We start from the raw sequence: 13,279 nt of genomic DNA, 5'->3' as shown, positions 1-13,279 counted from the left end.
AAAGAGAGGGAGATCAGCAGTCGACGCCTGCGCACGGGCTGGGCTTCTCCTCAGCGAACGGCGCCTCGTGGAACTTGATCAGCTTCTCGACCTCGAATGTGCCTGTGAACGACTGGTGATCCTTTATGTCCTTGTAGAATATCTTGTGCCACTTGGAGTCGGTGCCCCACGTGCCGTTGAAGTAGTTCCTGGTCTCAAAGCCGACGAGATGCGTCGGGCTCACGTTGTACTTCAGGTTGTACTTCTCTGCCTTAGCAAGGTTCTCATCGATCTCTCCAGGATCTACCTTCTTGTTATTATTCGCATCTTTCCACCCCCACGGCATTCCTGTCGCAGGGTTCGCGGTCCAGTGACCTGTTGGATCCGTCGATGAGAAGTACACAGTCTGCTCCTTTTCCATCTCTGTTACAGAGAAGACCTCCTGGACCTCTGCTCCGATGCCTCCGTAGAATGCCTTGGAGTGGAGGTACTTACCACCGACGAGCGGTGTATCTCCTGAGTAGGTCATCTTCGAGGTTTCATACAGGTTGAGCGGAACTTTCTTATCGCCGGTGCTGTTGGGTCCTGTCCTGTTCAACCTGCTCGCGTTCTCCGAGAGCAGGTGCTCGGAGTCGAGCTCGAAATCGCCGTCGCCAGCCATCACGTTGTAGTACTCGAGAGCGATCTTCTTGTCCACGATCGACGTGCTTATGTCTATAACACCGTTCCCTGCCACCTTCTGCGCCTCGCAGTACTGCTCGTACTGCTTTGGCTCTGGAAGTGGTGGATTTGCTGAAGCCAGATTACATGCTAAAAGAGCAGCTATAAGCATTGCCGCTATTACTACTCCCTTCATTCAGTTTCACCCCCTTAGGTTTATCTCAGATGTTCTCTCTCTTGTTATATAAATTTTATTTATCCCCTCCGGCGCGCATGAGGATGGATGCAAAGAGCGGACGTGAGTGCGGGAGGGATATAATCAGGATATAATCAGGAGAAGAATTCGATCGAAGTTGGATAAAAATAGCTCAGACCCCGTGAGGGGTCTGCGTCAGGCTACGCGTTCAGATGCACGGGAGCCAGTCGACGCTTATCGCGCCGCATGTCGAGTTGCCCCAGAGCTGGATGAACTTCTCGATCGAGAAGACACCGGTCAGGTCCTCAACGCTGCGGCCGTACTCGACGTGTCTGCCCTTGACCACGGCCTCAGCCATGGGCTCGCGGGACATCCAGCCGATGTGAGCGACGCCGATCACGTTGCTGTTGAAGTTCGCCTCAAGGACGCCTGTGCAGCAGAGTTTATCTACTGTTGTACCTTCTTGGCCGTCATCACCATCAAGGAATCCATACAGCCTGGTCTTGACCTCTGTGTTCTTCTGCAGGTGCTCCGCATGCGTGTACATCTCTGTCACGACAGCGCCGATCCTGTAGTTCTGGACGCAGAGCTTCTCGATCCACTTCTGGTCGTATGTGCCTGTCTGGTAGCTCACAGGCATGTACTCGAACTCAGCTTCCTTGGTGAAGTTGATGTAGTCCATTGGAACAGCACCGGTTGGATACTCACAGCCATAACCTAGAGGCTCGTAGTCCCTCTGCAGCTGCCTCTCGGCCTCGAGCTCAGTCCTCTCGATGATCACGTTACCGGATCCGGACTCCTTCTCGACAAGCTTGGCGCCCGCGTATCCGTACTGTGTGGAGACGATCATCTCCACGTTCTTGTAGCCGACGCCCTTAATGGTCGCCTTCTCGTACATGTAGTTGGCTGCGCTGGCCATGCCGACAAGAGCCAGAGCAACAACTACGAGAACAGCCAGTTCTCTCTTCATTTCGTTCCCACCTCCATTTTGTTACCCTCAGTTAAAGGATCGATACCTCAGCAGATGCCCCGACGTGGTCGAGGCCTCCCGAAAGAATCGGGGGATGCTGAAGCTCCCTGAGGCCCCGGGATCCAGACCTCCCGTCTGGCAGATGAACGCAGAAAAAGCAACTGCGCCCATCACCTCCGGCCATGCTCCACAGCACACGCCGGAGCCCCCAAACGACCTCTCAGGTTCAGGGTACCTGATCTTAAGACACACGTCAAATATTTCAGTGTTTTGCTCAGGCACAAATCCTGACTTCATATTGATAGCATATAAACATAACGGGCGAGGGCACCATATCGATGCCTCCATATTTCAGCCAGTATTTCTGCATCAGTGGAGGCTGATCCCACGTGTGGGCTTCAACCACTCTCTGACATTTCTCCCCAGTGCCCGAGGGATAGATTAATACGTTGCGAGCAGCTCTTAAGCTAGAGCTCCGGTAGTGTAGCCAGGTCAATCATTCCGGCCTTTCGAGCCGAAGACTCGGGTTCAAATCCCGACCGGAGCATGATCCGCACCCACTGTATGTTTTTCATTATGATGATAGTCGCGGAATACTGGAAATAATATTATTCGTGGGAATATCATCATATTATAGTATTCCGCATAAGTTGATATAATATAACATATCACATAAAATAATCCATAAAGTATGACATATCCAGTAGCTTTTAAATGGATTTACATGAAGTGGCGCAAAGAACTATAATATGGGTTTTGTTTGACATGGCCGGAACCGGGGATGTTCGGAGAAATCCTGTGAGTTCGGCCTGGTCTTGATCACAATTCCTAAATGCTTTTTATATAAAAAATTATCCATACAATTACTTAGCGACATGGGCAATTTGCAGGAAAGGGTTAGAATACTCGCATGCGATAGTCCCGGGCGGATTCGAACCGCCGTCGCTGGCTCCAAAGGCCGGCAGGATTGGCCCCTACCCCACGGGACTCCGGTCTGGATCTTGCCCTGGCTATATATATTCCCTTCTTCGTTCTGATGATCGATGAGAGGGCGCGACCAGAGGAAGCTCCTGGAGATTCTGAGAGTCATAGCAGAGGCGAAGAGGCCGGTGGGCGCGAGGACCATCTCGGACATGCTCAGCAGCCGGGGGTATAACCTCGGCGAGAGGGCGGTGCGGTACAATCTCAGAATACTGGATGAGCTGGGATTCACAAGACGTTACGGCTACTCGGGTAGAATCGCAACCTCTCTCGGTCTCAAGGAGCTCAGGGACGCGCTGATACACGAGCGGATAGGCTTCGTGAACACACTGATAGAGGAGTACATGCTCCGCACCACATTCGATTTCGCGAGCGGCGACCTGGTGGCGAACATCAGCCTCATCGACAGGAACGATCTCGAGAGGGCGCTTGAAATAATGGAGATGGTCGCAGAGTCCGGGTACTCCGGGGATCTGGTGCGCGTGCATCACAAAGATGACTGCGCGGAGATCGGGACGGTGTGCAGCATCACCGTGGACGGGCTTCTCCTGAGAGCAGGGATACCTGTGAACACCACATTCGCAGGAGTCCTCGAGATCAGGAACGGGGAGCTCTGCAGGTTCTCGGATCTGATCGCGTACGCAGGCACATCCATAGACCCCATGAGAGCGTTCATGGCGAGGAGGATCGCCAGGGTGATGGACGCGGTGCGCTCCGGCTCCGGAAAGGTCCTGGCGAACGTGAGGGAGGTTCCGGTCAGCGCTCTGGAGGATGCGATGCGCGTGCTGGATCGCGCGCGCTCGATCGTCGGGAGGATCGCTGTGGGCGCGCCAGGCGATGATGTGCTTGGATGCCCTGTGGCGCCGGGTCGTGTGGGCATAGCGATATGCGCGGGCGTCAACGCTCCTGTGGCGGTCGCCGAGTGCGGTATACGCATCCGGACCTGCCCGATATCCACGCTCATCCCCTGCGGCGAGATGTCTCGGATAAGGTTTTATAAGAGCTGAGAATGGCGGTAATCGAGGTCAGAAAGATGGCTGTCAGAGTTGTGATATCAGATCCAAATACAGGAAAGGCATATCAGGTCGAGCTCAAGGACGCGGGCAAGCTCATCGGTAAGAAGATAGGGGACGCTGTTGAGGGCGATCTCCTTGGGCTGCCGGGATACGCTGTTACGATAACAGGCGGCAGCGATCGCGACGGCTTCCCGATGCGCAGCGATCTCCCGGGGATGCAGCGGAAGAGGCTTCTCCTCGCGGGCGGCGTCGGGTACAGGCCGCGCGTGAAGGGCCAGAAGAGGAGAAAGAGCGTCTGCGGGCGTGAGATCTCGCCGAACATAAGCCAGATCAACGTCAAGATAACAGAGTACGGCGCGAAGCCGATCGAGGAGCTGCTCAAAGCGTAAACATCGACCGGAGCCTTTCAAGAGGCGCGGGCAGGCGGCCGCGCTGGATGTCCTTCATCATCATCGGATCCAGCAGGGAGAATACCACATCCATCGACCTGTCGCTCCTCATGGCCCTGTCCACGATTCTTCTTATCATCACAGAGCCCCTGAGGGGGGCGCCCAGCTCCCTCTCGATCCTGGATGTGTAGGCATCCAGATCATGCGCTGCGGCGACCTCCCCTGCTATCCTGCCTGCAACCATCGCCAGGGGCACCCCCCCACCGCTGGTCGCCATCACATGGCCCGCGGCATCTCCTGCGAGCAGAAACCTCCCGCTCTGTATTATTTCAGGCATCCCGCCCGAGGGCACGATCCCCCTCATAACTGCGACGATCTCGCCCTTTCTGAGAATTCTGCCGGCATGCGGATGCTCCTCCACGAATCTCCTCAGAATAAGAGGGAGATCAATCTCCCCGCGGATGTAGGACCTCCTAACTCCCACACCCACATTCGCGATATCATCGCCCAGAGGTATTATCCATGCGTAGCCTCCGGGCGCCCACCTCTCGCCGAAGTACATCTCTGCCGCGTCCCTGTCGATATCGACATCAACCATCTCGTACTCCAGGCATATCCCGGGCTCGTCCCTCTGGATGGCGCCTATCGCCCTGGCCACTGCGGACATGGGGCCGTCCGCGCCGATGACCACATCCGCATCGATGACACCCTCGCGCCTGCCCTTAAGGCATACCGACTGGCCGCGAACCTCAGCCTCTGTGCCGACGATCAGGCGTGCTCCAGCGCGAGCTGCGCGATGCGCAAGATATCTGTCGAAGCTGCGCCGGTCCACGCACCTTCCCGCGACCGGGAACTCCGCATATCTCCCGGAGGGCGCGTAGAGCCGCTGGACCTTTGTCCTGTTCAGGATGAACCTCTCCGGGATCTCTACGAGCGTCTCTGGGAGACGAGCATCAGGCAGCAGATCAGTGAGCTCGGAGGCCTCAGGTATGAACCCACCGCACTGGACAGGGCTGCCTATCTCCATTCTTCTCTCCACAAGAATGACCTCTGCGCCGAGCCCTGCCGCGGTCTCTGCAGCTGTGGATCCAGCGGGCCCAGCGCCGACGACTGTTATCCTCATGCGGGCAGTGAGGTCGTGTAACCCATGCTCAGAAGCGACTCCTCTATCTCCTCGACCGCGAGGTACATCTCATCCCTGAACCTCTCTCTGGAGGAGAGCCTGGGTTCAGCTGAGAGCCGTATCTCCATATCATCGCCCCTGTAGAGCTTCACGCACGCGAGCATGTCATGCTGTGAGAGCCTGTAAGCGATGTGGCTACCGGTCGGGGTGTACCACTCAGGATGCCTGGATCTCAGGTCCTCGATGAGCCTGTCCCAGTGCATCTCCCCCCTGATCTGGGCACCATCCGCCTTCAGCGGGTTAACCCTGAGAATGAGATCGAGATGCGCCCTCTCGCCGAAGTCCCTCTCCTCTATCATTCTCATTATCATGGGATACCGTGAGTTCTCCCTGTCAACTGTGATCATGGCTCCACCGAAGAGCCTGTCCGCGACATCTGAGAAGAATGGCGCAAGCCTCCTGTCGTCGGTGGGCGGTGTGAGAAGGGAGACGATCGCGAATACCGATGCGCTCAGAGTCAGGCCGACGAGCACGCCGTGCTCTGTGAGGAGTGGAGAGATCGTGTCGAGTGGCTCCCCAAAAATGAACTTCTCATACGCGATCATCACGATCTGTGTCACGCCACCGACGATGACAGCTGCAAGCGCGCCCCAGGATGTGGCCCTCTTCCAGTAAAGCCCGCCGACGATCGGGAAGAAGTAAGATGTCGTCCCTATCACCGTGGCTATTATCACAGCCTCCATTATGCTCTCCACATTCAGCGCGATGAATGCTGAGATGAAGATCATCAGGACCACAAGCAGCCTGCTGATCACCAGCATCTCCCGCATCGTGGCATCCGGTTTGACGAACCTCTGGAAGATGTCCCTGACAATGCAGGACGCGCCAGATGTCGCAAAGGTGTCTGTGCACGACATGGACGCAGCAGCGAATCCTATTGTGAGCAGCGCGACTGCTGCAGGTGGCACGTTCTCGGAGATGAACCTGAGGTACAGCATCTCAGCCTCCACCTCGCCCTCAGGGAGCGGGTAGATCGCGCGCAGGGCTATCGCCGTGAGGAAGCATGCGCCGTAAACGATCGCGAGAAGCATCGACCCCAGGAGCAAGCCCATCCTCGCGCTTCTCTCATCGCGCGCGGCCCAGACCCTCTGCCACGGGTCCTGCTCCGCGATCCAGCCGGGGAGCAGGGCGAGCTGGAAGACAAGGGCGCCGAGCACGCCCCCCATCATGAACGGGTTCCACCACTCCCCACCGAGGGCAGCGCTCTCCGCGATGATGGATGCGCCCCGATCTGCCGAGAGCTTCAGGGAGAGAATCGCCACAACAACCGCGAGCCCTGCCAGGAAGATGTACTGGACCCTGTCGGTCCAGACAACCGCTCTGAACCCACCGAGGCTGACGTAGAGCGCCACGGACACCGCCATGATCAGAACCGCGTACAGTGGCTCGACCCCGAAGAAAGTCCCCAGAACGAGCTTGAACCCGATGAAATCAACCACTGAGAAGAGAATCATCATTATCGTTATCGCCACCGCGACCGGAGCTCTGACCATTGGATCGTATCTTATCTCCAGAAGCTCAGGCTGGGTCATCGCAGGTATGCGCTTGATCCTGCCTGCGATCAGCGCTATGATCGCCAGCGCAGCTATGTTCGGAAATACCCACACCCATATCGAGCTGACGCCTATGAGCATGAAGAGCCCTGTGGAAAGAAGTAAAGCGCTTGCTGTCAGCCATGATGCTGCAGCTGAGAACCCGAGGGAGGACGCCCCCAGCTCCCTGCTAGCAAGCCAGAACTCCGTCACCGAGCCCTGTCGCCTTGATGAGACGAATCCTATTACGATGAGGACAGAAATATATGCACCCAGGACGAGGAGGAATATGTGATATGGATCCAAGCGATACCACCGCTGGGCCACTAAAACATACCCTCTATATATACACTCGGACATCCTGAGTTTTGTTTGAGACAAGCGATTTTTACCGCGCAGCGTCTGTGCGAATGGTTTTCCCCAGATTTCGCGAAAGCCGCTTATACTAAGCGGGCAGAGCCGGTCTGGGATCGTGATGAGGAGCGATATCACCAAGTCAGGACCTGAGAGGGCGCCGCATCGCGCACTTCTCAAGGCGATGGGCATCACCGACGATGAGATCAAAAGACCGTTCATAGGCGTTGCGAACTCTGCGAATGAGTTCATCCCCGGACACATACATCTCGACAGGATCGCAGAGGCTGTGAAGGCAGGCATAAGGATCGCAGGAGGTGTGCCGTTCGAGTTCCAGACGATCGGCGTTTGCGACGGGATCGCGATGGGTCATGGCGGCATGCGGTACTCCCTCCCATCGAGGGAGCTCATCGAGGACTCGATAGAGATCATGGCCCAGGCGCACCAGCTGGACGGTCTCGTTCTGATACCGACATGCGACAAGATCGTCCCCGGGCATCTCATGGCAGCTGGGCGTCTTGATCTCCCGACCATAGTCGTGACGGGCGGCCCGATGCTTCCAGGATTCGCATGCGATCGTGAGCTCGATCTGATCAACGTCTTCGAGGAGTGGCAGAAGGGGGGCGAGGCGATACCGATCCTTGAGGACCTCGCATGCCCTGGCGCAGGCTCATGCGCAGGCCTCTTCACAGCGAACTCGATGGCGTGCATGACTGAAGCCCTTGGATTGAGCCTCCCGGGATGCGCGACAGCGCACGCTGTGGATGCCAGGAAGATGCGCATCGCCAAGCTCTCCGGCATGAAGATAGTGGAGCTCGTGAAGAAAGGCCTCACTGCGAGAAAGATCGTCTCGCGGGAGTCGTTCGAGAACGCAGTCAGGGTCGACATGGCCATCGGAGGTTCCACAAACACAGCGCTTCACCTTCCAGCAATAGCTGCTGAGTTTGGGATCGATCTGGAACTGGATGTCTTCGACAGGCTGAGCAGGGAGACGCCGCATCTGGTCAATCTCCGGCCTGGAGGACCCTATCACATGCTGGATCTGGATCGAGCAGGTGGCATACCTGCCGTGATGCAGCGTCTCTCATCCAGGCTGGACCTGAGCGTCCTCACTGTCACAGGAAAGACGCTCGGCGCAGTGCTCGCGGAGTTCAGACCCGTCAACCCACTGACGAACGCGGAGGTCATAGCAACCCTGGAAAAGCCTGTGCATCCTGAGGGCGGGATCGCGATACTCAGGGGAAGCCTGGCACCTGAGGGCTCTGTGGTCAAGCAGACCGCGGTCTCGAAGAAGATGCTAGTGCACAGGGGTCCTGCAGTCGTCTACGACTCCGAGGAGGAGTCGATGAAGGGTATACTGAGCGGAGAGGTCAGGGCCGGGGATGTCGTCATAATAAGATACGAGGGGCCGAAGGGAGGTCCCGGGATGAGGGAGACTCTGGCGCCGACGTCCGCGATTGCAGGCGCAGGCCTCAGCGAGTCCGTGGCGTTGATCACAGACGGCAGGTTCAGCGGCGGCACGCGCGGGCCGTGCATAGGCCACGTCTCCCCTGAGGCAGCAGTCGGCGGTCCGATAGCGCTCGTCGAGAACGGTGACATGATCTCCATAGACATACCGAACAGAAGGCTGGATCTGCTTGTTGCTGAGGATGTCCTGGAGAGAAGGCGTGCGTCATGGAGACCGCCTGAGCCGAGGGTGAGGGGTGGTGTCCTGGAGAGGTACAGAAGGTCTGTGACGTCTGCGAGCAAGGGCGGAGTTCTGAGATGAGATGCTTTGTCGCTGTCGATCTGCCGGAGGAGATTAAGAGAGGAGTGCCGGCGATACAGCAGGCGATCGCGATGGACGGGCTAAAGCTCGTCGATCCAGAGCTGGTGCACATAACCCTGAAGTTTCTGGGGGAGGTGCCGGAGGGCAGGGTCGCCGAGATCAGAGAGGCGCTGGCGCGCGTGAGGTTCTCGCCATTCCAGGCGCGCATCACGGGCGTCGGCGCGTTCCCCGGGAGATCCATCAGGGTAATCTGGCTGGGCGCCACAGGCTCTTTCGAGGAGCTGGCGCGTGCCGTGGACACCGCGCTCGAGCCCTTTGGATTTGAACGCGACAAGAAGTTCAGCGCGCACGCGACCCTGGCCAGGGTGAAGGATCCGTCGCTGAGCCGTCTTCTCTCTGACAGGATATCAGGCATATCTGATATCGATCTCGGCGAGTTCACTGTGGACAGGTTCGTTCTCAAGAAGAGCACTCTGACACCGAGGGGGCCGATCTACGAGGACATCGCAGAGTTCAGAGCTTCTCCGTGAGGTCCTCAGAAGGATAAAGCCATCAGAGGAGGAGCGCAGGCAGCTCGAGAGGATCTCATCATATCTTCTCAGGAGGGTGGGGGAGGTCGCAGGGGCGAAGGGCGTGGCATGTCGCGGTATCCTTGTCGGATCTGCGGCCAGAAACACCTGGCTCTCAGGGGATCGCGATATCGACATATTCCTCGCGGTGCCGGAGGATGGGGATATCACCGCTGCCCTCGAGATCGCAAGGGAGATAGCTCCCGAGCACGAGGAGAGGTACGCGGAGCATGCTTATGTTCATGCTCGGATCGATGGATTCGATGTGGATCTCGTGCCGTGCTACGATGTCAGCGACCCCTCCAGGATAAAATCCGCTGTCGACAGAACTCCGTTCCATTCGCGCTACGTCTCAGAGCGGATAAAAGGCATGGAGGATGATGTTCGTCTCCTCAAACAGTTCATGAAGGGCGTCGGAGTCTACGGCTCTGACCTGAGAACAGGCGGATTCTCCGGATACCTGGCTGAGCTTCTCGTGATCCACTACGGCTCATTCCTCAGAGTCCTGGAGGGGGCGAGCTCCTGGCGGCCCGGAACGAGGATAGACCTTGCGCAGGGCGCAGATATAAGTGGGCCACTGGTGGTCATAGATCCTGTGGATCCGAACAGGAACGTGGCCGCTGCCCTGACCCTCGACAGGATGTTCCAGTTCGTCGCAGCGGCGAGATGCTTCCTGAATTCCCCGGATATCAGCTTCTTCTTCCCGCCAGAGGTTCAGAGGATGCATCCTGATGAGATCAGAGCTGAGATCGCGCGGAGGGGGACGGAGTTCGTGCTTCTGGAGATCAGCGCACCGGATATGGTCGATGATGTTCTGTACCCGCAGATGAGAAAGGCAGAGGCTGCGGTGAGGGGTCTTCTTGAGAGGGAGGGTTTCCAGGTGCTGAGGAGCGATGTGGATCTCGTTCGCGGAGGGGATGTCAGGGCGCGCCTCCTCCTCGAGCTCTCGATCTGGGAGCTGCCGTCTGTGAGGAGACACACCGGCCCGCCGGTCTGGGAGGCGGAGCACGCATCCAGGTTTGTGAGGGGCAATCCCTCGCCGCTCTCAGGGCCCTACATCGATGATGGCAGGCTCGTCGTCGAGATCCCGAGGAGATACAGGCGGGCTGTGGATCTGCTCAAGGGTGAGATCCACAGGATATCCCTCGGGAAGCATCTCTCCTCCGGCAGGGTGAGAGCGCTATCAACGCGCGAGATCATCGAGATGATGGACGAGGATCTCGCGGAGTTCCTCACAGCCTATCTAACAAAAAAAGTCCGGATCTGCTGACTCAGGCGAGGCTCCTCCAGTATGCTTTCTGGACGCTCTTGACCTCCTCGATCCGGCGGGTGAGCTGTGCATCCTTTAAAGGCATCACATCAGGAACATCCCCCTGGAAGGCCCTGAGGACCGAGACAACCGACTCTGAGAGGGTTTCAAGGCGGTAGCCGCCCTCGAGCGATGCGACAAGTCGCCCTCCTGCGTGCCTTTCAGCTATATCCTTCACCAGTCCTGCGAGCGCGCCGAAGCCGTACTTCGTGAGGCGCATCCCTCCCAGCGGGTCCATCTGGTGCGGGTCGAAGCCAGCTGATATGAAAACAATGTCCGGCCTGAATTCATCCGCCACAGGCAGCAGTATCTCCCTGTACACTGCCATGTACCCGCTGTCGTCCACGCCGGGGGAGAGGGGGACGTTAACAGTGAACCCCTTCCCCTTTCCATCGCCCACCTCGGTGACCCTGCCGGTGCCAGGGTAGTGCGGATGCTGGTGGGTGGAGAAGAAGAGCACGCTGTCGTCCTCGTAGAAGACCGCCTGCGTGCCGTTGCCGTGATGCACATCCCAGTCGACTATGAGCACCTTTTTCAGCCCAAGGGATTGAGCGTACCTCGCGCCTATCGCAACGTTGTTGAAGACACAGAAGCCCATGCCCCTGTGCGGGGTTGCGTGATGCCCTGGAGGCCGGACGAGGGCGAACACAGGCTCAGGTTTCTTCATGACGTGGTCCACGCCTGCGCAGACGCCGCCCGCGGCCATGAGCGCGACATCGTACGAGTCCTTCGAGAGGACCGTGTCTATATCGAGACGGCCTCCCCCACGCTCGCATATGCTCCTAACCTGCTCGATGTAGCGGCGCGAGTGGACGGCCTCGATCTTATCGAGGGACGCGGGCCTGGGCTCGATTCTGTTCGGATTCAACCCCTCTGCCTCGATCCTCTCCATTATGGCTATCAGTCGCTCCTTCCTTTCAGGGTGCTCGTGGGTCTCGTGCATGAGATAGACGGGGTGGTAAACGATGGATGTCATACAGCTGTTGTATATCTGCATGGCGTTAAAATGCTTTTCTTGTTATGCGGTCAACCAGAGCGCAGCTTGCATCACTTGCACCAAAAACATTCAACCCTATCGCATACCATGCAACCGAGAACCTGTTCTCCGAAGTCTGGGATTCGTGGAGATAACATGATCTCTGCTCTTATCCATCTGATGACTTGCTCGAAGAGGCAGCAGTCATGCTATGCGCTCGTTTCGACTTATCCTCGACTGCGTCGAAGGCCTGGCAAGCGGATGGGCGCATTAGGCAACCTCCCTCATTGGTCATCGGTTAAGGATTTTATGTAAATATATTGACCACTAAATTTGACAAATTGAGACCGTGCCAGATTGGAGAGGTTGATTCAAATCGACCGCTTGTGGACTTGAGTCCTGATAGCAGTACCGAGGCGAGATAAGACTATTAAGTCCAATTTTACACATGTCGATCTTAACCGATGACGCATGCAACCTCCCTGCATGGCCTCCAAGTTGCTGAAAACATGAGAGTGATGATCCCAACTGGAGTAGAATGACTCAGCACATGAATCTTCACAAATCATCGAATACGAGATCCAGGATCTCCATTTCGGTGCTTTTCTGTAGAATGCGGGTTTCACAGGAACAGCCCCTCAGAGACCAGCGGCCTTCACAAAACACCTCACGAATCCTGCAATCGGGAATCAGCGTGCACCTGCATGATACCACATGACCCCCACACAAGGCCGCATGCATTCATGGTCTCACTGATACGCTGATTAGACTGAGAACTGCCCACACATCTCGATGCTTTCCCACAAGGCCGTATGCGTCATGATCTCAGCGATACGAGCACATGACTCCAGGAGACCACCGGTGGAGTTCAGGATCAAGGAGCGTGCTGTTCGATATGCACAGCACGGTACAAGGACCAAAAAGGATATAATAGGGAAATACTCTATCACTACGCTATAATTCCCATCAAAGGGGGAATTTATGGAGGGTGATGAAGCTATAAGTCTGTGAGGCTGATGCTACAGGGTCTCTGCAGTGCATTCCCTGTATGGCATATTCCAGACTTTGCTGGGGCAATAGTTTTAAGAATAATCAGACTGTATGTTGCAAAATAATCCGATATGGGAAGATAGGAGGTTAAAAGATGAATAAGACTGCAATAATGATTACAGCGCTGGTAGCGGTACTAGCGACAGCGATGGTAGTCGGCGCAGTCGATAGGGTCGAGATCCGTGGTGCTGTTCAGGAGGTCAAGGATGGTGCAACAGTCACCTGGGATCCGCAGAACTTCGCCGGCTTCTACTACGACATCGATGACGGCATCGGCAACGAGCAGATCACAATGACAATCACGGGCAACAAGCTCGAGGAGCCAAACGGTGTCAAGTACACAACCA

11 protein-coding genes and 2 tRNA genes are annotated in these 13,279 nt (G+C 56.8%); 7 read left to right on the top strand and 6 right to left on the bottom strand.

What is annotated here, in order from left to right; genetic code table 11:
- Positions 1-13 precede the first annotated feature (13 nt).
- Positions 14-835, bottom strand: coding sequence for a hypothetical protein (locus tag QHG98_05925; GenBank protein ID MDH7597261.1), 822 nt, complete (start codon positions 833-835; stop codon positions 14-16).
- Positions 836-1,043: 208 nt separating this feature from the next.
- Complete coding sequence (locus QHG98_05920; protein MDH7597260.1) at positions 1,044-1,805, bottom strand: hypothetical protein; 762 nt, start codon at positions 1,803-1,805, stop codon at positions 1,044-1,046.
- A gap of 472 nt (positions 1,806-2,277) precedes the next feature.
- On the opposite strand from QHG98_05920, the gene QHG98_05915 reads away from it, so the two are divergent.
- Positions 2,278-2,352: transfer RNA gene (locus tag QHG98_05915), tRNA-Glu, on the top strand.
- Positions 2,353-2,721: 369 nt separating this feature from the next.
- Here QHG98_05915 and QHG98_05910 read toward each other — a convergent pair.
- Positions 2,722-2,794 (bottom strand) — tRNA-Gln (locus tag QHG98_05910).
- Positions 2,795-2,848: 54 nt separating this feature from the next.
- On the opposite strand from QHG98_05910, the gene QHG98_05905 reads away from it, so the two are divergent.
- Together QHG98_05905 and QHG98_05900 are read left to right on the top strand one after the other, a co-directional pair.
- Positions 2,849-3,793, top strand: a complete 945-nt coding sequence (locus QHG98_05905) for an NrpR regulatory domain-containing protein (protein MDH7597259.1) — start codon at positions 2,849-2,851, stop codon at positions 3,791-3,793.
- Positions 3,794-3,795: 2 nt separating this feature from the next.
- Positions 3,796-4,191, top strand: a complete 396-nt coding sequence (locus QHG98_05900) for a 30S ribosomal protein S6e (protein ID MDH7597258.1) — start codon at positions 3,796-3,798, stop codon at positions 4,189-4,191.
- Here QHG98_05900 and QHG98_05895 read toward each other — a convergent pair.
- Together QHG98_05895 and QHG98_05890 are read right to left on the bottom strand one after the other, a co-directional pair.
- The gene (locus QHG98_05895; protein MDH7597257.1) at positions 4,181-5,314 is read right to left on the bottom strand and encodes an NAD(P)/FAD-dependent oxidoreductase; all 1,134 of its coding nucleotides are present in this window, start codon (positions 5,312-5,314) and stop codon (positions 4,181-4,183) included. The genes QHG98_05900 and QHG98_05895 overlap by 11 nt on opposite strands.
- Complete coding sequence (locus QHG98_05890) at positions 5,311-7,212, bottom strand: sodium:solute symporter family protein (protein ID MDH7597256.1); 1,902 nt, start codon at positions 7,210-7,212, stop codon at positions 5,311-5,313. The genes QHG98_05895 and QHG98_05890 overlap by 4 nt, the downstream gene beginning before the upstream one ends.
- 169 nt (positions 7,213-7,381) lie before the next feature.
- Here QHG98_05890 and ilvD point away from each other — a divergent pair, with 169 nt between their 5' ends.
- Genes ilvD through cca form a run of 3 tightly spaced genes read left to right on the top strand, consistent with a single transcriptional unit; the run spans position 7,382 to position 10,867 of the window.
- On the top strand, positions 7,382-9,028 hold the full coding sequence (ilvD, locus tag QHG98_05885) for a dihydroxy-acid dehydratase (protein MDH7597255.1): 1,647 nt from the start codon (positions 7,382-7,384) through the stop codon (positions 9,026-9,028).
- Positions 9,025-9,558, top strand: a complete 534-nt coding sequence (gene thpR, locus QHG98_05880) for an RNA 2',3'-cyclic phosphodiesterase (protein ID MDH7597254.1) — start codon at positions 9,025-9,027, stop codon at positions 9,556-9,558. The genes ilvD and thpR overlap by 4 nt, the downstream gene beginning before the upstream one ends.
- A gap of 13 nt (positions 9,559-9,571) precedes the next feature.
- Positions 9,572-10,867, top strand: coding sequence for a CCA tRNA nucleotidyltransferase (gene cca / locus QHG98_05875; protein MDH7597253.1), 1,296 nt, complete (start codon positions 9,572-9,574; stop codon positions 10,865-10,867).
- Between the two features lies 1 nt (position 10,868).
- Here cca and QHG98_05870 read toward each other — a convergent pair whose 3' ends face one another.
- Complete coding sequence (locus QHG98_05870; GenBank protein MDH7597252.1) at positions 10,869-11,882, bottom strand: histone deacetylase; 1,014 nt, start codon at positions 11,880-11,882, stop codon at positions 10,869-10,871.
- 1,162 nt (positions 11,883-13,044) lie between these two features.
- Here QHG98_05870 and QHG98_05865 point away from each other — a divergent pair.
- Positions 13,045-13,279, top strand: a 235-nt coding sequence (locus QHG98_05865; protein MDH7597251.1) for an S-layer protein domain-containing protein, incomplete at its 3' end; no start/stop codon positions are given.

Source organism: Methanothrix sp. (assembly GCA_029907715.1).
Classification (GTDB): Archaea; Halobacteriota; Methanosarcinia; order Methanotrichales; family Methanotrichaceae; genus Methanothrix_B.
Note: the sequence above shows the minus strand (reverse complement) of the source record. Positions and strands in the feature narration are given on the sequence as shown.

Coding starts and splice junctions, on each gene's coding strand:
- QHG98_05925 (MDH7597261.1), bottom strand. CDS start 835: ATGAAGGGAGTAGTAATAGCGGCAATGCTTATAGCTGCTCTTTTAGCA.
- QHG98_05920 (MDH7597260.1), bottom strand. CDS start 1,805: ATGAAGAGAGAACTGGCTGTTCTCGTAGTTGTTGCTCTGGCTCTTGTC.
- QHG98_05905 (MDH7597259.1), top strand. CDS start 2,849: ATGAGAGGGCGCGACCAGAGGAAGCTCCTGGAGATTCTGAGAGTCATA.
- QHG98_05900 (MDH7597258.1), top strand. CDS start 3,796: ATGGCGGTAATCGAGGTCAGAAAGATGGCTGTCAGAGTTGTGATATCA.
- QHG98_05895 (MDH7597257.1), bottom strand. CDS start 5,314: ATGAGGATAACAGTCGTCGGCGCTGGGCCCGCTGGATCCACAGCTGCA.
- ilvD (MDH7597255.1), top strand. CDS start 7,382: ATGAGGAGCGATATCACCAAGTCAGGACCTGAGAGGGCGCCGCATCGC.
- thpR (MDH7597254.1), top strand. CDS start 9,025: ATGAGATGCTTTGTCGCTGTCGATCTGCCGGAGGAGATTAAGAGAGGA.
- QHG98_05870 (MDH7597252.1), bottom strand. CDS start 11,882: ATGACATCCATCGTTTACCACCCCGTCTATCTCATGCACGAGACCCAC.